The organism is Romboutsia weinsteinii (assembly GCF_002250835.2).
GTDB classification, from domain to species: Bacteria; Bacillota; Clostridia; order Peptostreptococcales; family Peptostreptococcaceae; genus Romboutsia_A; species Romboutsia_A weinsteinii.
This window is the reverse complement of sequence record NZ_NOJY02000044.1, coordinates 1-20,639: the sequence shown is the minus strand read 5'-3', so window position 1 is coordinate 20,639 and position 20,639 is coordinate 1. Positions and strand designations below refer to the sequence as shown.

Annotated in this window: 24 protein-coding genes; 4 read left to right on the top strand and 20 right to left on the bottom strand. The window is 29.4% G+C overall.

The features are described from left to right. Positions 1-135: 135 nt before the first annotated feature. The 10 genes from CHL78_RS16130 to CHL78_RS21375 form a co-directional block, all read right to left on the bottom strand. Complete coding sequence (locus CHL78_RS16130) at positions 136-1,113, bottom strand: glycoside hydrolase family 73 protein (RefSeq protein WP_094368371.1); 978 nt, start codon at positions 1,111-1,113, stop codon at positions 136-138. A 150-nt stretch (positions 1,114-1,263) separates the two neighbouring features. Continuing rightward, positions 1,264-2,316 (bottom strand): ABC transporter substrate-binding protein, encoded by a 1,053-nt coding sequence (locus CHL78_RS16125; RefSeq protein ID WP_094368372.1) that lies wholly within the window; start codon positions 2,314-2,316, stop codon positions 1,264-1,266. After that, the gene (locus CHL78_RS16120; RefSeq protein WP_094368396.1) at positions 2,316-2,990 is read right to left on the bottom strand and encodes an ABC transporter permease; all 675 of its coding nucleotides are present in this window, start codon (positions 2,988-2,990) and stop codon (positions 2,316-2,318) included. The genes CHL78_RS16125 and CHL78_RS16120 overlap by 1 nt, the downstream gene beginning before the upstream one ends. 104 nt (positions 2,991-3,094) lie before the next feature. Next, positions 3,095-3,934, bottom strand: coding sequence for an ABC transporter permease (locus CHL78_RS16115; protein WP_094368373.1), 840 nt, complete (start codon positions 3,932-3,934; stop codon positions 3,095-3,097). Positions 3,935-3,936: 2 nt separating this feature from the next. Then, the gene (gene potA / locus CHL78_RS16110; RefSeq protein WP_094368374.1) at positions 3,937-4,980 is read right to left on the bottom strand and encodes a spermidine/putrescine ABC transporter ATP-binding protein; all 1,044 of its coding nucleotides are present in this window, start codon (positions 4,978-4,980) and stop codon (positions 3,937-3,939) included. A gap of 19 nt (positions 4,981-4,999) precedes the next feature. Next, positions 5,000-5,539: a helix-turn-helix domain-containing protein gene (locus CHL78_RS16105; RefSeq protein ID WP_094368375.1), complete on the bottom strand. Its 540-nt coding sequence runs from the start codon at positions 5,537-5,539 to the stop codon at positions 5,000-5,002. A gap of 314 nt (positions 5,540-5,853) precedes the next feature. Continuing rightward, positions 5,854-6,540 carry a YczE/YyaS/YitT family protein gene (locus CHL78_RS16100; protein ID WP_094368397.1) on the bottom strand — a complete coding sequence of 229 codons (687 nt, stop codon included), beginning with the start codon at positions 6,538-6,540 and terminating at the stop codon, positions 5,854-5,856. A gap of 189 nt (positions 6,541-6,729) precedes the next feature. Continuing rightward, positions 6,730-7,479, bottom strand: coding sequence for a glucosamine-6-phosphate deaminase (gene nagB / locus CHL78_RS16095; protein ID WP_094368376.1), 750 nt, complete (start codon positions 7,477-7,479; stop codon positions 6,730-6,732). Positions 7,480-7,498: 19 nt separating this feature from the next. After that, positions 7,499-8,632: an N-acetylglucosamine-6-phosphate deacetylase gene (gene nagA / locus CHL78_RS16090; protein ID WP_094368377.1), complete on the bottom strand. Its 1,134-nt coding sequence runs from the start codon at positions 8,630-8,632 to the stop codon at positions 7,499-7,501. 11 nt (positions 8,633-8,643) lie between these two features. Further along, entirely contained in the window at positions 8,644-9,396 is a 753-nt protein-coding gene (locus CHL78_RS21375) for a GntR family transcriptional regulator (RefSeq protein WP_274541863.1), read from the bottom strand. Positions 9,397-9,566: 170 nt separating this feature from the next. Between CHL78_RS21375 and CHL78_RS16080 the strand changes: the two genes are divergently transcribed. Next, positions 9,567-10,409: a CvfB family protein gene (locus CHL78_RS16080; RefSeq protein WP_094368379.1), complete on the top strand. Its 843-nt coding sequence runs from the start codon at positions 9,567-9,569 to the stop codon at positions 10,407-10,409. Positions 10,410-10,481: 72 nt separating this feature from the next. Here the strand turns inward: CHL78_RS16080 and CHL78_RS16075 are convergent, their stop codons facing one another. Then, the gene (locus CHL78_RS16075; protein WP_094368380.1) at positions 10,482-11,027 is read right to left on the bottom strand and encodes a Fe-S-containing hydro-lyase; all 546 of its coding nucleotides are present in this window, start codon (positions 11,025-11,027) and stop codon (positions 10,482-10,484) included. A 13-nt stretch (positions 11,028-11,040) separates the two neighbouring features. Further along, a complete protein-coding gene (locus CHL78_RS16070; protein ID WP_094368381.1) occupies positions 11,041-11,880 on the bottom strand; it encodes a fumarate hydratase in 840 nt (279 codons plus the stop codon). A gap of 192 nt (positions 11,881-12,072) precedes the next feature. On the opposite strand from CHL78_RS16070, the gene CHL78_RS16065 reads away from it, so the two are divergent. The 3 genes from CHL78_RS16065 to CHL78_RS16055 all read left to right on the top strand — a co-directional run bounded on the left by CHL78_RS16065 (position 12,073) and on the right by CHL78_RS16055 (position 13,826). Then, on the top strand, positions 12,073-12,891 hold the full coding sequence (locus CHL78_RS16065; RefSeq protein WP_094368382.1) for an alpha/beta hydrolase: 819 nt from the start codon (positions 12,073-12,075) through the stop codon (positions 12,889-12,891). Positions 12,892-13,027: 136 nt separating this feature from the next. Further along, positions 13,028-13,252 carry a 4Fe-4S dicluster domain-containing protein gene (locus CHL78_RS16060; protein ID WP_094368383.1) on the top strand — a complete coding sequence of 75 codons (225 nt, stop codon included), beginning with the start codon at positions 13,028-13,030 and terminating at the stop codon, positions 13,250-13,252. Beyond that, the gene (locus CHL78_RS16055) at positions 13,239-13,826 is read left to right on the top strand and encodes a 4Fe-4S binding protein (RefSeq protein ID WP_094368384.1); all 588 of its coding nucleotides are present in this window, start codon (positions 13,239-13,241) and stop codon (positions 13,824-13,826) included. The genes CHL78_RS16060 and CHL78_RS16055 overlap by 14 nt, the downstream gene beginning before the upstream one ends. Before the next feature lie 29 nt (positions 13,827-13,855). Here CHL78_RS16055 and ybaK read toward each other — a convergent pair whose 3' ends face one another. The 8 genes from ybaK to CHL78_RS20835 all read right to left on the bottom strand — a co-directional run. Beyond that, the gene (gene ybaK / locus CHL78_RS16050; RefSeq protein WP_094368385.1) at positions 13,856-14,344 is read right to left on the bottom strand and encodes a Cys-tRNA(Pro) deacylase; all 489 of its coding nucleotides are present in this window, start codon (positions 14,342-14,344) and stop codon (positions 13,856-13,858) included. Positions 14,345-14,365: 21 nt separating this feature from the next. Further along, entirely contained in the window at positions 14,366-16,156 is a 1,791-nt protein-coding gene (locus tag CHL78_RS16045) for an aminopeptidase P family protein (protein WP_094368386.1), read from the bottom strand. 87 nt (positions 16,157-16,243) lie between these two features. Then, positions 16,244-16,918, bottom strand: coding sequence for an ABC transporter ATP-binding protein (locus CHL78_RS16040; RefSeq protein WP_094368387.1), 675 nt, complete (start codon positions 16,916-16,918; stop codon positions 16,244-16,246). Next, positions 16,906-17,682 carry an ABC transporter permease gene (locus CHL78_RS16035; protein ID WP_094368388.1) on the bottom strand — a complete coding sequence of 259 codons (777 nt, stop codon included), beginning with the start codon at positions 17,680-17,682 and terminating at the stop codon, positions 16,906-16,908. Before CHL78_RS16035 ends, CHL78_RS16040 begins: the two co-directional genes overlap by 13 nt. Continuing rightward, on the bottom strand, positions 17,654-18,664 hold the full coding sequence (locus CHL78_RS16030; RefSeq protein WP_094368389.1) for an ABC transporter substrate-binding protein: 1,011 nt from the start codon (positions 18,662-18,664) through the stop codon (positions 17,654-17,656). Before CHL78_RS16030 ends, CHL78_RS16035 begins: the two co-directional genes overlap by 29 nt. 102 nt (positions 18,665-18,766) lie before the next feature. Continuing rightward, positions 18,767-19,405, bottom strand: coding sequence for a hypothetical protein (locus tag CHL78_RS16025; RefSeq protein ID WP_094368390.1), 639 nt, complete (start codon positions 19,403-19,405; stop codon positions 18,767-18,769). A gap of 20 nt (positions 19,406-19,425) precedes the next feature. Beyond that, positions 19,426-20,055 (bottom strand): hypothetical protein, encoded by a 630-nt coding sequence (locus CHL78_RS16020; protein WP_094368391.1) that lies wholly within the window; start codon positions 20,053-20,055, stop codon positions 19,426-19,428. Between the two features lie 12 nt (positions 20,056-20,067). Next, the coding region (locus CHL78_RS20835; RefSeq protein ID WP_158540714.1) for a hypothetical protein at positions 20,068-20,639 on the bottom strand (572 nt) is incomplete at its 5' end.

Sequence of the window (20,639 nt, the reverse complement as noted above, 5' to 3'; positions counted from 1 at the left end):
TTGTTTGGTTGTTTCAAATTCTATAAATTAACCTACTGTTTAATTTTCAAAGTTCTTATTTTTCCGCGCTCTCTTGAGCACATATATAATATTACCACCATATTTTTTATATGTCAACATTATTTTATATATTTTTTATTTAACTTGAACTTCATGATCTATTAATTGCAAATTGTAGCTTCTTATAACATTTATAAGAGTATCTGCATATATTTTTTCGCCACTTTCATTAGTCTTTGTACTATACCCTGCATCTTCTAATGACTGTGCCTGAGTTATATAATGAGTTGCTTCAAATAATCCATGTTCTTTATATCTTTTATTCTCTACTAAAAACATGGCATGATCTTTAATAGAATCTCCTATAGAGTCATATGATCTAAAAGATGCCACGATTTTATCATTATAGTTTTCTGATGTTACTACTTCTATGCTCTTCCCATTCCATCTATTGTCTGCTTTTATACCAAACATATTATTGCTCTTTAAACTTAATTCAGATTGCCCCCATCCAGACTCTAGTATAGCTTGACCTACAGTAATAGATGGTAATATTCCATATTTTTTATAGCTTTCTACTGCTACTTTTTTGATACTATTTATAAATGATATCTTACTATTATCACTAGTTATACTACTATCCAAGTATGCAGATTCCAATAGTTTAACATTCTTCTTTGCATCATTCTTTTCATCTTTATTAAAATCTATCTTATCCAATACTTCGTTAAATGATTTTACTTTATAAGTTACTATACCATCATTATTTTGTTCTTTTGATATAAACATATCTCCAATCTTAAGTGTATCCTTCTTTTTCACAGCTGTTAAATCATCATATCTTACCATATCAATAGCCATAAGTTCCTTCCAATTTAATTGCACCTTATACTCACTGGCCTCATCAGCTACTTCTATGTAGTACTCTACTTTATTGCTCTCTATATCTTTACCTACATATAATTCTTCTATATATTTAGATATGTTAAAAATCGAAATAATACTAATTACAAGTAATATAGTAATACCTACGCCTCTTATCTTTGATTTTACATATATATTTTTTTTCCTTCTTTTTTTCTTCCCCAGATGCTTTATCCTTTTCTTTCCCATAACTCCCCCTAATTGAAAATATAATCTTAATTATATCTTATTTTCTTTACTATTTATTTATGATTTTTAATTTGTATAAAAGCTAATATCATTATAAGTTTTCTCTAAATAAAAAGGTGAACTTAGTAAGTTCACCTTTTTATTTAGAATCTATTTAGATTTTAATTCAATCCATGCTTTATCATATTTCTTTATTTCTGAACCAATATCTATAAATGTTTCAGTTTTCTTTAATACTTCTTCTGAAGGGTATGCAACTGGGTCGTTTACGATTTCTTCATCTAATAATTCTAACGCTGCTTTATTAGGTATTGAGTATCCTATATACTCAGCATTTACCTTAGCATTTTCAGCATCTAGTAAAAAGTTAATAAACATCTCAGCTTCTTTTTTATGCTTAGCAGTAGTAGGAATACACATAGCATCTACCCATTTGTTAGTTCCTTCTTTAGGTATTGCATAAGCAAGATTTGGATTTTCTTCCATCATAGTAATTGCATCTCCTGAGTAGTTTATACCCATAGCTACTTCTTCACCTATTAACCTATCCTTACCTTCATCATTTACATATGCTAACACTAAATCTTTTTGCTTCATTAAGAGCTCTTTAGCTTCATCTATTTCTTTTTGGTTAGTACTATTCATACTGTATCCTAATTTTTTTAGTGCTATTCCCATAGTATCTCTAACTGAGTCAAACATCATTAGATTAGACTTGTATTTTTCATCCCATAATATATCCCAACTATCTACTTTTTCTTTAACCATAGTTTTATTATAAACTATACCAAACGTACCCCACATATATGGTACACTGTATTCATTAGTTTCGTCATATACTGGATTAAAAAAATCTTCATCTATATTTTTAATATTAGGTATATTCTTAAAATCTATTTTTTGAAGAAGACCTTCACTTTTCATTTTTTCCACCATGTAATCTGATGGAAAAACTAAATCATAGTTTGTACTTCCACTTTTTACTTTCTGATACATCATTTCATTAGTATCATAAGTTTCGTACGTAACATCAATCCCTGTTTCTTCTTCAAATTTAGTTATTAATTCTTCATCTATATAATCTCCTACATTGTATACATAGAGAGAACCTGTTGAGTTATCTGATTTATTACATCCAGTTAATAAACTAGCACTCATTAATCCTACAGCGATAAGCGATATTACTGTTTTTAATTTTGCCATTACTCATCACCTCTTACTATAGACTGCTTCTTATTTGATAATAAAAGTAATCCTAAGACTACCGCAAACATTATAGTTGATAATGCATTTATTTCAGGCTTAATACCCCTTCTTGCCATACCATATATTTCTATAGATAAGTTACTAACCCCATTTCCAGTGTTGAAGAAACTTATTATAAAGTCATCTATAGACATAGTAAAAGCAATTAAAAACCCAGAAATTATACCTGGTTTTATTTGTGGTAATATTACTTTTCTAAGAGCATATAAAGGCTTCGCCCCTAAGTCCATAGCTGCCTCTTCAATATTCTGAGGCAATTGTTTCATTTTTGGTAAAACAGATAATATAACATAAGGTATATTAAACATTATGTGTGATAAAAGCATAGTAGAAAATCCAAATTCCATTTTTACAAAAGCGAATAAGCTCATAAGAGCTACAGCAGTAACTATATCAGGATTTAATACAGGTAGATAATTTATATTTAATATTAATTTTCTACTTTTACCTCTCATCTTGTGTATTCCTATTGCACTTATTGTACCTATAATAGTCGCTATTATTGATGATAATATTGCAACTACAAGAGTATAGTATAAAGCGCTCATTATACTTTCATTATGAATCAGCCTTTCATACCACTTGAAAGTGAATCCACCCCAGTGAGCCATTGATTTAGAGTCATTGAAAGAAAACAATGCTAATGCAAATATCGGTGCATATAAGAATAAGAATACTAAAAACAAATATAAATTAGGTATTATTTTCTTTAACTTTAAAATAGTAACCCACCACCTTCTTTGTCGGATTCATCTTCAAATTTTGACATAACAGCCATAGATATTAATATAACTATCATCATGAATATTGATATAGCTGATCCAAAGTTCCAATCACCTACAACTGTAAATTGTTGTTCTATTAAATCTCCAAGTAGCATAAACTTTCCGCCACCCAGTAGTCTTGATATTGCGAATGTTGTAACAGCTGGCATAAATACCATTGTTATTCCTGATATTACACCAGGTAAACTAAGAGGGAATATTACCTTTGTAAATACTTGGAAATTATTCGCTCCTAAATCATGAGCTGCATTTATTAAATCATTATCCATCTTAGATAATGATGTATATATCGGTAATACCATAAATGGTAAGAAGTTATAAACCATACCAAGTAATATTGCAAAAGTAGTATATAATACACTAACTGGTTCTATTCCCAATATACCTAGTAATGAATTTAAAAGACCATTTTTTCCAAGTATAGCTATCCAAGCATAAGTTCTTAAAAGGAAATTCATCCACATTGGAAGTATAAATAATAATATTAGGGTTCCTCTTCTACTTACTTTTGCTTTAGAAATTATATAAGCCACTGGATATCCGACTATAAGACATATTAATGTAGATGTACCTGCAAGTATTATTGATCTAAAAAATACTTTCCAGTATATAGGATCCATTAATTCTTGATAATTTGATAGAGAAAATACATAACCTCCATCTACTTCTTTTGTAAAACTAAAAAATACTACTAGTATTAAAGGGATTACTATAAATATTGCACTCCATATTATATATGGATATGCTAATATAGATTTTTGTTTTTTCATAATTAGTTGCTCACTTTTCTCATTATATGAATATCTTCAGGGTATATATCCATGCCTAGCTCTGTTCCGATCTCAGCACTTTTAGTATTGTGAAGTATCCATAATCTATCATTTTCTTTTACTTCTATTTCATAGTGAACGCCCTTAAATACTACTGATGTAACTAATCCCTTTAACATCCCATCTTTTGGGTCTACCATTTTTATATCTTCTGGTCTTATTACTACTTCTATATCTTCCTTCTTTTCAAAACCTTTATCTACACAGTCAAATAATATGTTACAAAACTCAACTTTGAAGTCTTCTAACATTATTCCATCGAATATATTACTTTCTCCTATGAATCTAGCTACAAATGAATTTTCAGGTTCATTATATATATCTTGAGGAGATCCCATTTGTTGTATTTTTCCTTTGTTCATTACTATTATAGTGTCAGACATAGTAAGTGCTTCTTCTTGGTCATGCGTTACAAATATAAATGTTATTCCTAACTTTTGTTGCATTCTCTTTAATTCTATTTGCATTTCTTTTCTTAATTTCAAATCTAGTGCTCCAAGCGGTTCATCTAGTAAAAGTACTTTAGGCTCGTTAACTAAAGCTCTAGCTATTGCTATTCTTTGTTGCTGACCTCCACTTAAAGAATCTACTTTTCTTTTTTCAAAACCTTCAAGTGCAACTAGCTTTAACATTTCTTTAACTTTTTTATCTATCTCATCTTTTTGCATCTTTTTGATCTTCAGTCCAAATGCTATATTTTCATATACATTCATATGAGGGAATAATGCATACTTTTGGAATACTGTATTTACCTGTCTTTCATATGGTGGTAAATTGTTCATTTCTTTATTTTCAAATAAAACTTTACCATCGTCTGCATATTCAAATCCTGCTATTATCTTTAGTGTTGTAGTTTTCCCACACCCACTTGGTCCTAACAAAGTTAAAAACTCATTTTTCTTTATATCTAAGTTTAAGTTATCTAAAACAGTAAGATCATCATACTTTTTAGATATTTTTTCTAATCTAATTATATTTTCTACCAATTTATCAAACACCTCTCTTCTAGAATGACGGCGGAGTACTTACCCAAATCACTTTTGCTTCAGTTTTTCCTGCATTTGATATATAGTGATTTGCTCTCGGCTTAAAATAAAAGCTTTCTCCTTTTTTTACTTTACTCTTTCTATCTCCAATATGTACATATACAGAACCTGCAAGTACATATCCAAATTCTTCTCCCTCGTGAGGCTTTTCTTCTTTATATTGCCCACCAGGATATAAAGTTATTATTACTGGTTCCATTTCATTTTTTTGTGAATTTGGAATCAACCATTTAAATGTATATTTTAAATCTTCATCTTCTGTTTCAAACATATCATCTTTTGTAAAACAAATTCTTTCATCATCTATTTCATTAAAAAACTCCCTTAAGTTTGTTCCTAAAATTTCAAGTATATCTATAAGGGTAGCAATGGATGGTGATGTTAAATTATTTTCTAACTGAGATATAAATCCTTTTGATAACTCACATCTATTTGCTAATTCTTCCTGGGTCAGTTGTTTTTCTATTCTCATTCTTTTTATTTTTTCACCTATATCCATAGTCCCACCTCCTTAATTTTTTTTGTTATTATAACTAAACATATTGTTTAAAATTGCTAAACAACAAAAATTATTATATAAAATTATATGATATAATTCAATACTTTTTCACTATTTTTTTATTTTTATTTTTATTGATGAAGTTCAGTATTTTACACACTTTATAAAAAAAATCATATGAAAGTGTTTATATTAATATTCAAAAAGTTTAGTATCCCTAATTTAACTTTTTTTAGTTCTTTTTTATAAAAATAAAAATAACACCGTTGTCATCGGTGTTATTTTTCCCTATTTCTAATTATTTAACTATATTTTTATTCACATTCATTTGCTACTTCTTTTTGGTCTAGCGTTGTGTCTTCTTTGCTATAACCTCTTAAATAATTAATATCATCTATTATAAATCGATGACTTAAATTTCCCGAATCAAATCTGCATATTTTAAATATAATCTGTATTACATACCCAAGACCTATTGCTGTTATTATGGTACCAATTCCTATACTACCTCCTAAAAGATATGCACCTATTAAAGCACTACCTTCTATGCATCCTCTAATTAAATATACAGGCTTATTAAATCTCTTTTGTAGTGCAATCATCATACCATCTCTTGGTCCACTTCCGACTTCACTCCCTAAATAAAGTACCATCCCAAATCCCATAAGTATCATACCAACAATTAACATTGATAATGCAAATATAAAATTGGTTGACATAGGTACAATATTTAAAAACATAATTACATCAATAAATACCCCTACAAATATCATATTTAATACTGTTCCCCAACCTACATTTTCTCCCAAGACAACATCAACAATAACAATAATAAATCCAACTATAATACTTGCAGTTCCCATAGTAATTCCTGTTATATTCGATATTCCCTGATGGAGTGCATCCCATGGAGAAAGACCCAAGTTTGCATTGACCATAAACACAATTGCCAATGCACATATAAATAACCCTGTAAATAACCTTATAAACGTACTTACCATTTTCTTCAAAGTATTTCCCCCTATTTTTCAACTATATAATTATTATAAGATTTTATTCGTGTCCAAATCAATACTATTTATATTAATCATCACATAACTTAATTATTTTAGTTAATATTATAGTAAAATTTATACGCAAAGAAACTCCATATAAATTTTACACATTATATGGAGTCTCTCATATATTTATTAAACTAATTTATAATCTTTTGGATCAAGCTTGCTTGCAGCTGCCTCATCTAATATTAGTACTATATCATGATGGAACTGTAATATTGAAGCTGGTACTTCTGGAGTTATTTTTCCGTGTACAGTATTGTATATAGCTTCAGCTTTACCTTCTCCACATGCTAAAAGCATTATCTTTCTAGCTTTGAATATAGATCCTGTACCCATAGTTACTGCTTTTTTAGGAACATCTTCTATAGAATCAAAGAATCTAGCATTTGCTTGTATTGTAGAATCTGTTAAATCTACTAAATGAGTTCCTCTTTCAAAGCTTATTGTAGGTTCATTAAATCCTATGTGAGCATTTGTACCTATTCCTAATACTTGTATATCTATTCCATCTGCTTCATTTATTGCTTGTTCATAAGCTATACACTCAGCTTCTACACTATCTGTCATTCCATTTGGAACATGAATATTTTCCGGCTTTATATTTATATGATTGAATAAATTATCATGCATAAAGTAATGGTAACTTTGGTCGTTTGTTATAGGTAATTGGTAATACTCATCTAAGTTGAAAGTAACTACATCTGAGAAATCTACTAGTTTATTATTATAAAGTTCAACTAGATTTTTATACATTCCTATTGGTGTACTTCCTGTTGCTAATCCTAATACAGAATTTGGCTTTAAAGTAACCTGACTTAATATCATTTGTGCTGCTTTTTTACTCATTTCCTCGTAGTTTTTACATACTAATATTCTCATGTCTATCCCTCCAAAATTTTTATCTTTTATATAGTATTTCTCCATTAACTATAGTCATAAAACAGTTTAAATCTTCATCAAATATTGCTATATCAGCATCCTTACCTATTTGTATACTTCCCTTTGTGTTGTCTACATGTATAGATCTAGCTGCATTTAATGATGCAAGATTAATAGCTTCATTAATTTTTAAATTTGTGTTTTTGTAGAAGTTATTAATCATTATATTTAAAGGCATAACACTTCCTGCTAAAGATCCACTTTCTAATCTAGCCTGATTTTCTTTAACTATTACCTTTTGGCCCCCTAAAGAGTATTCTCCATCTTCTAATCCACCAGCTTCTATAGAGTCTGTTATCAGTATAACCTTTTCTTTCCCTTTATTATCTAGTATGAATTGGAATAGATCTTTCTTTATATGAATAGTGTCTGCTATTATTTCACAATAAGCATCATTACTTGTTAAAGCTGCACCTACTACCCCTGGATTCCTATGATTTAACCCAGTCATTCCATTGAATAAATGAGTAATATTACTTGCTCCTAAGTTTATAGCTTCTTTTGCTTGCTCATAAGTTGCCTTGCTGTGACCTATTGATAGTACTATATTTGTATTTTTCTTTATATCCTTTGTAAATTCAAGGTTGGTATCCTTTTCTGGAGCATAAGTAATTACCTTTATTATATCTGCATTATCTTTTATAAAGTCATAACTTGCATCTATTATAAACTCTGGATTTTGAGCACCTTTGTAGGCTTCATTTATAAATGGACCTTCCAAATGTACTCCTATAGGCTTAGCTCCTTCTATATTCTTATTCATAGATTTTCTTATAGCTTGTAGCGCTTTATCTATAGAGTCTTTTCCCATAGTCATTGTTGTTGGTAAAAATGAAGTTACACCATGTCTTACAATAGATTTTGATATATCACTTATAGCCTCTTCATTACCATCCATAACATCTTTACCTACATTACCATGTATATGTATGTCTACAAGGCCTGGACTTACATATTTACCATTAGCATCAATTATTTCATAACCATCTACAACCTCATCAGTTATATCAACTATTTTTTTTCCAAATACTAATACTTTATTTTCTAGTATTTGATTTTCTAAAAGAATTTTTCCATTTACTATACACTTCATAAATAATCCCCCTATTCGCTCAATATTATTTCATATTGATATTTATCACTTCTAAATATAGATATTGTATATTCTATAGGCTCTTTATCTTCGTTATATGAATTTCTATGAATTTTAAGAGCCAATGTACCCTCTTCTGTCTCTAAGAGCTTAGCATCTTCCCTAGTCAATATCAAAGGCTCCATCATCTGCTCTGCTTTTTGTATTTTGTAATTATATTCCTCACTTAGAACATGATACAAAGACTTGTTATCCAGCATATCCTTTGTAAAACCTTTGCATAACTGTTCTGAAAGATACACAATTTCTATACCAAAAGGTTCATCTTCTATATGTCTTAATCTCACTACCTTATACACCTGTGTAATCTCATCTTCTATACTAAGCTTACTTTTTACTAGTTTATTAGGTATTTCCTTTTCAAAAGATAGTATATCTGTCTTTATATTTACACCTTTTTCTCTCATAACATCTGTAAAACCTTTTACATTAGAGAATTGGTATTTTTTTTTATTTTTTGCAACGAAGGTTCCCTTTCCTTGCACTCTATACAATAGTCCTTCTGACACTAAACCCACTATAGCTTTATTTACAGTCATTCGACTTACATTTTGTATGCTACAAAGTTCTCTTTCTGGTATTATTGCATCACCTTCTTTTAACTCTCCAACTTCTATCATCTTTGTTATTATATTAGAAAGTTGAGTATGTAAGGGTATATTTAAATCCTTATTAACTATTTCCATTGATTCACCACACTTCATTTATGGTATATACCAATTTTGGTATATACCAATTATAACTCTAAATATAATTGAATGCAACACAATCAAGCTCTTTTATTTTTAATTTTTTTTGTATAATATATCTTAAATATATGATATTATATAAGTTTATAATGGTAAAACTAATAAGCATAAGGAGATGATATAATTTGATAAAAATAGGCGATTTTAATACACTTGAAGTTAAAAGAAAATCTGAATTCGGATTTTTCTTAGATGCAAAAACTAATAATACTAATGATGACATATTACTTCATAATAGATTTATTGGAAATAATAAAGTTGAGGTAGGAGAAGAAGTTACAGTTTTTATATATAAAGATTCAGAAGGAAGAACCACTGCTACTTTAGAACAACCTTTAGCAAAGGTTGGAGATGTAGCATTCTTAAAAGTTGTTGAAAACACTGAGATAGGCACATTCATAGATATGGGACTTCCTAAGGATATACTAGTTCCTTTTAAAGAAAAGACTTATGATTTAAACCCAGGGCATAAGTATTTATTCTACATATACCTTGATAAAAGTGGTAGAATAGCAGCTACTACAAATATTGATGAACATTTATCAACTGAGCATGATTACAATGTTGGTGATAAAGTTAATGGTATAGTTTACGGTTTCCAAACTAACAACTCTGCTATGATTTGTGTAGATAGCAAATTTGCAGCAGTTATACTTCACAATGAATACTTTACTGAATTAAAAATTAATGATGAGCTTACTAACTTACACGTTATAAAAATATATGAAGATGGTAAATTAGGACTTTCTCCTAGACAAGCTAGAAAAGAAGAGCTAGATGTTCTTGAAAGTAAAATAATGAGCTACTTAGAAGGTGCTGATGGTCACATGAGATTTAGTGATAAATCTACGCCTGAAGAGATTGCTACAGTATTTAATTCTAGTAAGAAAAACTTCAAGCGAGCTCTAGGAGTTCTAATGAAAAAAGGTCTTATTACTCAAGATTCAAACGGTACTCACCTTAAATAACAAATAGTCTTAGGCAAGTGACTTAAGGATCTTAATATCCTATCACTTTTCTAAGACTATTTTTCATATTACTTACTTTGCAAATATTGCTCTTCCTTGTTCATAAATATTATTGCCCTCAACATCTATAGCTACTATTAATTGTAAATCTTCAACTTCTAACCTTCTTATTGCCTCTGCTCCCAAATCTTCATATGCAATAATATCACATGATTTTATTGAGTTTGATATGTATGCTCCTGCACCACCTATTGCCGCTAAGTATATAGCGCAGTTTTTTTTCATTCCCTCGACTACCACTTCATTTCTTTTACCTTTCCCTATCATAAGTTTAAGTCCTTTTTCTAAAAGTGGCACTGTTAAATCATCCATTCTATAACTGGTTGTAGGACCTGCTGATCCTATAACTTCTCCGGGTTTGCTTGGTGTTGGTCCTACATAGTAAATCCCTTGTCCCATCACGTCAAATGGAAGCTCTTTACCTGCATCCAATGCTTCTATCATTCTCTTGTGTGCAGCATCTCTGCCTGTATAGATTACACCACTTAGACTTACTATATCTCCACATTTTAAATAGTTAATATCCTTATTACTAACTGGAGTTTTTAATTTTATCATAAGTTAATTCCCCCTATATCACAACTTTTTTATGCCTTGAAGCATGACAGTTTATATTGACAACCACTGGCAACCCAGCTATATGAGTCGGGAATGTTTCAATATTAACAGCAAGAGCTGTTGTATTCCCACCTAATCCCTGAGGCCCAATCCCTAAATTATTAATAGCTATTAACAATTCTTTTTCTAGCTCTTCTATTTGTATATCTTTATTATGTTCCCCTACAGTTCTAAATATCGCTCTCTTTGCGATTTGTGAACATTTATCTACAGTTCCACCGATACCTACACCTACAACGATTGGAGGACATGGATTTGGTCCCGCATCTGATACAGTCTCTATTATAAATTCTTTGATTCCTTGTACTCCATCTGAAGGCTTTAGCATCTTTAACTTACTCATATTTTCACTTCCAAATCCCTTTGGAGCAAATTCTATAGCAATCTCGTCCCCAGGTACTATATCATAATAAATTATTGCTGGGGTATTATCTTTTGTGTTTATTCTTGTAATAGGGTCAACTACTGACTTTCTAAGATATCCTTCTTCATATCCCTGTCGTACACCTTCATTTATAGCATCAGTTATATTTTCGCCTTCTATTTTCACGTCTTGTCCTATATTCACAAAAAATACTGCCATACCTGTATCTTGACATATAGGTTTATCATTTTTCTTGGCTATATCTGCATTCTCTATCAAAATATTTAATATATTTGCTCCTGTACTACTCTTTTCTGTCTCTAAATTTTGCTTAAGTGAATCTATCACATCTTCAGCTAAATAGATATTTGCTTCTACACAAATCTTCTTTACTACCTCTACTATCTTATTTGATTCTATAATTCTCAATTGATATCCCCCATTTTCCAACAAAATAATCTCTTCTTACTTATACTCTAACATTATTTGTTATGCTAGACAACTTACTTAAATATTTTTTCTATTAAAAAGAGGGTTATTGATTAATATTATCGAATATATGTATGATATGTTTTAAAATATAAATTTTACTATTGATAGGTAGTGTTAGGAGTGGATTTTATGGATTTTGAAAGTATTGGCTTAGCAATAAAATCTTTCGATGATATTAATATACATTATAAAAAAAATATGGTTGATAATCCATCCGCTATAATTTTAATTTCTCATGGGCTTGCTGAACACTCCGGAAGATATGATTATACTGTAAATAAATTAAACTCATTCGGTTATGGAGTTTATAGATATGATCATAGAGGACATGGTTTATCCGATGGAAGAAGGGGGTACTTGAAAGATACTTCATATCTATTCGAAGATTTAAATTCTATTGTAGACTTAATTAAGTCAGAAAACCCTAATGTTCCTATATTCCTTCTAGGCCATAGTATTGGTGGCCATTCTCTTGCTGGATTTGGTTGTAAATATAAAGACAAGGTTAATGGAATGGTGTTTTCTAGTCCTTTAGTTTGTGATTCAGGTAATTGGTTTGATTTTTACGACTATGATGATGAGCCTTTTTTATCAGTACCAGTACCTAACCCTCACAGCCTTTCACACGATATAAAAGCTATTGATTCATACGAGAAAGACTCTTTAATATTAGATAACCTTACTATAGAAATGTATAAGGCTCTAAGTATTAGTTGTGACAACATGGTTAGTGATCTAAAAAATTTCACTTATCCATGCTTTATAGTACATGGATCATCTGATACTATTGTATCATGTGAGGACAGCAAATTCTTTTATGAAAATATCTCTTCTACTGATAAGGAACTACGAATTTTAAATGGACTTTATCATAGTTTATTAGATGAAGTTGTAAAAGATGAACTTTTAGAAGAGATATCAAAGTGGATAGAGGTAAGGCTGAGTTAATTTGACTCAGCCTTTATTTTTTATATTATTTATTCTTAATCCAATATATAAACTAATACTTATGTGATATAGTCACTGAACTCCACTCAATTTTATCATATAATTATATAAAATTGATTATATGGAGGTTTATACGATGAATAGGATAAGAAAAAAAGCTATTATAGATGAAAATCATTGTGTTGCTTGCGGAACCTGCACAAAAGTGTGCCCTCTGCAAATAATAAAAATAGAACATGGTATTTTTGCTAAAGTAAATTTAGAAAAATGCGTTGGATGTGCTAAATGTGCTAAAGCTTGCCCTGCTTCTGTTATTGAGATAAAAAGTTATGAGGAGTGTAATATCAATGAAAAAAAATAAAAAGACACTTGCAGATTATATGTGGATAATAAGTACTATTTATTTACTTTTAGGACTATTTAATATTTTATTCGCTTGGTTAGGATTACTATGCTTCTTTATCCCATTAATAATATCTGCATCTGGAGGCGGAAAAAAGTATTGCAATACATATTGCGGTAGAGGACAGCTTTTAAATCTTATTGGTAATGATTTAAAATTATCAAGAAATATGGATATTCCTAAATACTTAAGAAGTAAATGGTTTAGGTATGGATTCTTAGCTTTCTTTATGACTATGTTTTTAGTTATGCTGTTTAACACATACTTAGTTTTCAGCGGTGATAATGAGTTAAGACAGGTTATAAAACTGCTTTGGACATTCAATATACCTTGGAATTGGATCGACACTAGTATTGTATCCCCATGGATTGCTCAATTTGCATTTGGATTTTATAGTGTAATGCTTACATCTACTATTCTAGGAATTATAACCATGTTATTATACAAACCTAGATCATGGTGTGTTTATTGCCCAATGGGTACAATGACTCAATTGATATCAAAAGCTAAATATAATCCCAATAAATTATAATTATATAATAAAAATAAGGCTGAGTTAATTTAACTCAGCCTTATTTTTACTATATCCATAAACTCACATTTTACAATACTTTGTAAGTCAGTAGGAGACAACTCTACCTGATATCCTATCTTACCTGCACTTACTATTATATTATCTAATTTTTCAGCACTTTCATTTACAAAGGTCTTGTATTGTTTTTTCATACCTATAGGAGAACATCCACCTCTTATATAACCTGTAAACTTATTTATATCTTTCACATGAATCATTTCTATATTTTTTTCACCTGACACTTTTGCAGCTTTTTTTAAGTCTAGACTTTCATCTACAGGTATAACATATACATATATGCTTTTACTAGCACCTTGAGCTACTAGTGTTTTAAAAACCTCTTTCACATCTCTACCTATCTGATGGGCTACTTCTACCCCATCAACATGTTCATCTACTACCTTATATGACCACATTTTATAACTTATTTTATGTGAATCTAGTATTCTCATTGCATTAGTTTTTACTTTTGACATTATCTATCTTTCCTTTTTAGTTTATATGGCTCTTGTATACTCTTTCAACCATTCTCTTTCTTCTTCACTTAAGAATGGTGATATCTTGTCATATACTACTTTGTGATAATTGTTCAGATATTCTTTCTCTTTATTTTCCATTATAATAGGATCTATTGCATCTAAATCTATTGGAGCTAATGTAACCGCTTCAAACTCCATATATTGACCATATTCATTTTTAGTAGACTTTCTAGCTATAAGTTCATTTTCTATTCTTATACCATGAGATCCTTCTACATATACACCTGGTTCATTTGTAGTTACCATACCTTCTTCTATTATACAACTATCATCTCTGTCTGCAACTACTTTCCACCTAAATCCATTTGGAGCCTCATGAACATTTAATACAAAACCTATCCCATGACCAGTTCCACATTTGTAGTCTAAATCTAAATCCCATAATGGCCCTCTTGCAAGTATATCTAGGTTGTATCCTCTGCATCCATATAGGAATTTAGCCATTGATAACTTTATCATACCTCTTGCTACAGTAGTAAAGTGTAACTTCAGCTCGTCGCTTATTTCTCCTAGAGCAAATGTTCTTGTTATATCAGTAGTACCATCATAATATTGACCACCTGAATCTACTAATAGTAAATCTTTAGGCTCTAATTTATATGCGCTTTCTTCTGTTGCACTGTAATGCATCATTGCAGCATGTTCTCTATATCCTGCTATAGTTCCAAAACTTATATCTAGGAATCCTTCTTGCTCTTTTCTAAAAGCTTCTATCTTATCGCTTGCGCTTAGCTCTGTAATATCTATTTTTCCAACATTAGTTTTTAACCAATACATAAATTTAGTAACAGCTACCCCATCTTTAATATGGCTATTTCTTATATTTTCTAACTCTACTTTGTTCTTAATTGCTTTGAACATTACAGTAGGATTTGTTTTTTCAACTTTTGATACTGACTTAGGTATGTTGTTATAAATTGCATAGTTAACTTTACTAGGATCAAGTAAAACAACTTCTTTTTCGTCTATAGCTTTAACAAATTCATACACCTCATAATAAGGTTTAATTTGAACATTTTCTTTATTTAATTCAGATTTTATCTCATCATTTAATTTATTTTCATCAACAAATAAATCAACTGAATCTAGAGTAATCACAGCATAAGATAGAACTACTGGGTTATGCTTAACATCTCCACCTCTTATATTAAATAGCCAAGCTATATCATCAAGAGTAGCTAATATATGTGTTGTAGCTTTATTTTCTTTCATACTATCTCTTAATCTAGATAGTTTAGAACTAAAACTTTCTCCAGCATATTTAACATCCAACAAAAATGCTTTTTCATTAGCAATTTCTGGTCTATTTTCCCATATAGAATCTATCAAATCTTCAGTATACTCAATTCTTATATTTTTAGATTTAAGCTTATACTCCCAGTTAATACCTTCTTTTGCTGATATAACTTTTCCATCAAAACCTATTGTAGAATTTTCAGGAACAACATCTATTAAGTATTGTTCTACTGTTGGTACTCCTTCTTCTCCCATCTTGAATAGCTTTATACCTGAGTCTTTAAGTTCGTCAGCTGCTTGTATAAAATATCTTCCGTCAGTCCAAAGTCCAGCTTCATCTTTAGTAACTACTAATACTCCTGCTGAACCTGTAAATCCTGACATAAAAGCTCTAGATTTAAAAAAATCTCCAACATATTCACTTTGATGATAATCTGATGACGGTATTATGTAAGCAAAGATATTTCTCTCTTCCATAAGCTTCTTTAATTTTTCAACATAAACTTTAACCACTATATACACACCCTTCCCAATTTTTTTATATTATTTAAATATTTTTAATATTATCCATTATATAGAATAATAAATTTAATATCTATATCATATTAAATCTGTAATAGCATTTTTATCTATGCTATTATTATCTAATACTCCTTTTACTTTAACAGGAGATCCACCTAAAACATATATTTTATCAGCTATAAACAAAGCTTCATCTATATCATGAGTTACAAATAATACAGTTCTCACTTCTTTCTTTAATATATATTTTAGCTTTTCCATAATTATATTTTTATTCTTTATATCAATAGATTTAAATGGTTCATCCATAATAATTACTTTAGACGGATATATAAGTGCTCTAACTATATTTACCCTTTGCCTTATTCCTCCACTCAACATCTGAGGATAATATTTTTTATATTGGATAATACCAGCTAAGTCTAGATAATCTTGTAGTTTTCTTTCTAATACTTCTTTTTTATATTTCTTATCTAATACAAATTTTATATTTTCCTCTACATTTAGCCATTCTATTAGTCTATCTTCTTGAAATATATAACTTATCCCTAAATCTTCCATAGTTTTAAAATCTTCACTATCATTTTTAACTATTCCACTAACTATATTTAAAAGGGTACTCTTTCCACACCCAGACTTCCCAACTATACAGTTAACCTTATTAACATCAAACTCTATGTCAAAGTTATCAAATATAATATTATCATTATATTTTTTATTCATATTTTTTATTCTAAGCTTTATCTCTTCCATATAAAACTTCTCCTTAGCATTACCTTCTGGACTACGTCTAATATTACAGATATTATTAGGATAATTACTATCCATGCAAATATACCAGATGTGTTAAAGTTCACTTTTTCTATTTGTATTCTTGTACCTATTCCATAATTAGGTTGTCCATGCACTTCTCCTGCAATTATTACTTTTAATGCTAACGAGAAAGAAGATAATAATATAGAAGCTAGCCTAAGCTTTATCGCAGGTAGATATATATTTAATATTTTACCTCTCAAACTTATGTTATATAGTTTAGCCATTTCTAATATATTTTTATCTATATTTGTAATAGCACCAAGTACACTATCATATAGGATAGGAAATACTATAGCTATACCTACTATAAACGGAGCATTATCTTTATCAAACCAAATTAGAGCTAATACTACTAGTACCATAGTAGGTATCGAACTGGCTAATGCATTTATAGGTCTTAAAAAATTTCTAAATCCTCTACTTAGATATGCAACAATACCAAATATCATCGATAATATCAAAGCTATAATAAAACTAAAAATACATCGCCCTATAGATAATATAATATCCATATAAAATTTATCTGCTTTAATTATTTCTAATATACTCGACAAAACTTGTCCTATAGTCGGTAAATATATCTCATTATTTATTTTCCAGGCAATAATTTGCCATAAAAACAAGAGAATGACACAAGAAAGTGCCACCTCTAATTTATCACTCCTACTACCTCTACTCTTCAACAAGGTAAATTCCTTCATCTGGTAGTGTTCCTCCTACTGTCTTTGGGTCAAAGTTATATAGTTTTTGATAGTAGCTATTATAATCCTCTATCATATCTTTTACAGAAATAAACTTTAGGTTTGCTCTTTCCATTGATTTATTAATTATGTTTGGATCTGTAGTAACACCTATTTCTTTAGCATATTCACCGGCATTATTGGTACTATCATTTGCCCAGTCAATACTATTTGATAATTGTCCTAAGAAAGCTTCTACAAACTCTTGATTGTTCTCAGCAAAGTCAGACTTTATGATAATTGTAGACTGAGGGTAACCTTGTTTTGAATTAGCAACTTCTTTCCATCCATCATTTAAACTTTTAATTATTTTAATATCTTTATTTTTCTCCATTAAAGCAGATAAAGCTGGCTCTGGAACAAAAGCTGTATTTAGTTTATCAGTAACTAGTAATGGAACTAGTTCACTTGCTGAATTTACATAGTTAAAATCTATGTCATCTACATTAATTCCTTTTTCTTTTAATACAGTTTGTACTGTTATATCTGGTGTCAGGCTTTTACCTGTATTTCCGACTTTCTTACCTACCAATTCATTAAAATCATTTATATCTTCTGTTGATACCAAATAAAAAGATCCCATGCCTACAGTTCCAGCAATTTTATAGCTTGACGTCTTATTATATGCTATAGCTGCCATATTAGATGGAACTATCGCTATATCTGGTTCCTCCTTCATAACTGTAGTTGAAAGTGATTCTGAGGTTGCCTCAACAGAGTATGTCACTTCATATCCATCTTTAATTATTGGTTTCTCCTTAGCTAATTTAGATATCGCTATAGCTGGTAATCCATCTGGTGCAGATATCATTACTTCTTTATTCACTATTGCTAATTTATCAGAATTGCTCTTTTTGTTGTTTGTTATAGCGTTCTGGCTACAACCTATCAAAGAAATACTTCCTAAAGCTATTAATAATATAGTAGAAATAATCTTTTTCACTTTATATCTCCCCCTAAACTACAGTGTCTAAAGCCAAAAACCTTTATTATATAATTTCGGTTATTTTATCGAATTCTCCTCTTTTTATTATGTATATTTATTTTATTTTTTACTTATTTTATCTGGAGCTAGCCCGTCTAATTTAGCTATTATTTCCTTGTTGTTATCATTCTTCCATTTGCTATTATATGCACCATTCTTTGCCTGTATTACATCCATATTTATTTCAAAATTTAAGGTTTTATTTTGGCAATCTACTACCTTGCCTTCTTCATCAGTCATATTACCTTCAAATTTCATGCTTTCAATCAAGCCAATATCTCCTTTTGTATTACTATCAATCAAGCCAATATAGTACAAGTATCCGTCACCTGCTTTATACCATTTACCATCGTCTTCACTATTAATTTTTTCAGTACTATTACTATAATTAACCGTTATATTATTTGCATCAATATCATCATTACCAGGATCTTTCCACACTTTATCAACCTTTACTCTTATAAAACTTTCAGCCGTGCTTTTAGGAGTTATTGCTATTTTTTTATTTATCATATCTCCTGCAACTATCCCATTATACTCATTATTGTCGATAGATGGATTAAATTCTGCCTCTACCTTTAGTGTCTTATATTTTGTGTTTTCGTATTTCTTATTAGACATAAACCAATTAAGTCCAAATCCTAATGCAGGTACTAGTAAAACTACTATTGAAACTATCACTATTTTTTTATTTTTCATAAGTTATCTCCTCTAATCATCTAATATAAAACTTGTTCATCCAATATTTTAATTAACTTTTCATCTTCTACATTCCAAACACTCTTATACGCATCATTTCTTGCTTGTACAACTTCGGCTATAATATCAATAGTTAATTTTTTACTTTTATAATATTTCTTATTAGAGTCATCAATATTTATATATATACTCTTTAAAAATCGATTATTTATCTCATCATTATTAAGAATATACTTATAATAGTAATATCCATCACTGCTTGCATACCAATAAGAAGTATCTATTTCGCTACCTCCTTTTTCATTAAAGTAATTCAGTTTAAACTCATCTAAATCTAAAATTTCCGAATAGCTGCCATCATTCATATCAGTAAGATAAGGAAATATCAACACTCTTAGATAAACATCACTGGTACTCATATCCTTAAAATCAATGTTTGTATTAAAAGTCGATTTATTTTCCTTATCTAAATCTATACTTATTGGTCCATCACCTATACTTTTATTAATATCTACATTAATCTTACTAGTAGCTATTTTATATTCTGTTTTAGAATTAAATATAAACCATTCTATATCTTTAGCAAAAGTTACAGAGGTAATAGCAATGACCATAAATACCAGAACTACTAACTTTCTTATTGATTTCATAACGTTCTCCATTTATTTCATGTTAAAATTTATATTAGTTTCTTTTTTACTAGTAAACCATTTCTCATCTTTTTTTCTATATTTTATATATACTTCTGCATTTTTTTCTTCTTTACTTAAAATAATTTGATTATTACTACTTTGAGATGTACTAATACTGACGAGTTCATAATTCATTGGAATCACAGGATTTATTTCATAAGTACGATTATATTCTAAGCGGTCCACAGTACATTGTTTTTCATTACCTAATTTTATATTGTATCGTTTTTTTCCATTTTTAATAAATATACAAAAATCATTATTTATAATATCTTCACCTTCTAGGTTAAGTTGTATATTTATGCTACCATTTTGATCCTCTTCCTTGTCTACTGCATGCACTGTTGCACTACTGCTATAAAAAAATAGCTTATTATCTAAGTATCTACACACTAAATCATTATTTAATGATATACTCTCATAAATTAAATCATTTTCATTTACAACATGACTTATATCATCACTCTCTATAGCTATACTACTACCTGGATCTATATAGTTCTCTAATGCTCCCAATCCATTATTATGAGGATCTTTTGATC

Coding starts and splice junctions, on each gene's coding strand:
- CHL78_RS16130 (WP_094368371.1), bottom strand. CDS start 1,113: ATGGGAAAGAAAAGGATAAAGCATCTGGGGAAGAAAAAAAGAAGGAAA.
- CHL78_RS16125 (WP_094368372.1), bottom strand. CDS start 2,316: ATGGCAAAATTAAAAACAGTAATATCGCTTATCGCTGTAGGATTAATG.
- CHL78_RS16120 (WP_094368396.1), bottom strand. CDS start 2,990: ATGGCTCACTGGGGTGGATTCACTTTCAAGTGGTATGAAAGGCTGATT.
- CHL78_RS16115 (WP_094368373.1), bottom strand. CDS start 3,934: ATGAAAAAACAAAAATCTATATTAGCATATCCATATATAATATGGAGT.
- CHL78_RS16105 (WP_094368375.1), bottom strand. CDS start 5,539: ATGGATATAGGTGAAAAAATAAAAAGAATGAGAATAGAAAAACAACTG.
- CHL78_RS16100 (WP_094368397.1), bottom strand. CDS start 6,540: ATGGTAAGTACGTTTATAAGGTTATTTACAGGGTTATTTATATGTGCA.
- nagB (WP_094368376.1), bottom strand. CDS start 7,479: ATGAGAATATTAGTATGTAAAAACTACGAGGAAATGAGTAAAAAAGCA.
- nagA (WP_094368377.1), bottom strand. CDS start 8,632: ATGAAGTGTATAGTAAATGGAAAAATTCTTTTAGAAAATCAAATACTA.
- CHL78_RS21375 (WP_274541863.1), bottom strand. CDS start 9,396: ATGAAGTGTGGTGAATCAATGGAAATAGTTAATAAGGATTTAAATATA.
- CHL78_RS16075 (WP_094368380.1), bottom strand. CDS start 11,027: ATGATAAAATTAAAAACTCCAGTTAGTAATAAGGATATTAACTATTTA.
- CHL78_RS16065 (WP_094368382.1), top strand. CDS start 12,073: ATGGATTTTGAAAGTATTGGCTTAGCAATAAAATCTTTCGATGATATT.
- CHL78_RS16060 (WP_094368383.1), top strand. CDS start 13,028: ATGAATAGGATAAGAAAAAAAGCTATTATAGATGAAAATCATTGTGTT.
- CHL78_RS16055 (WP_094368384.1), top strand. CDS start 13,239: ATGAAAAAAAATAAAAAGACACTTGCAGATTATATGTGGATAATAAGT.
- ybaK (WP_094368385.1), bottom strand. CDS start 14,344: ATGTCAAAAGTAAAAACTAATGCAATGAGAATACTAGATTCACATAAA.
- CHL78_RS16040 (WP_094368387.1), bottom strand. CDS start 16,918: ATGGAAGAGATAAAGCTTAGAATAAAAAATATGAATAAAAAATATAAT.
- CHL78_RS16035 (WP_094368388.1), bottom strand. CDS start 17,682: ATGAAGGAATTTACCTTGTTGAAGAGTAGAGGTAGTAGGAGTGATAAA.
- CHL78_RS16025 (WP_094368390.1), bottom strand. CDS start 19,405: ATGAAAAATAAAAAAATAGTGATAGTTTCAATAGTAGTTTTACTAGTA.
- CHL78_RS16020 (WP_094368391.1), bottom strand. CDS start 20,055: ATGAAATCAATAAGAAAGTTAGTAGTTCTGGTATTTATGGTCATTGCT.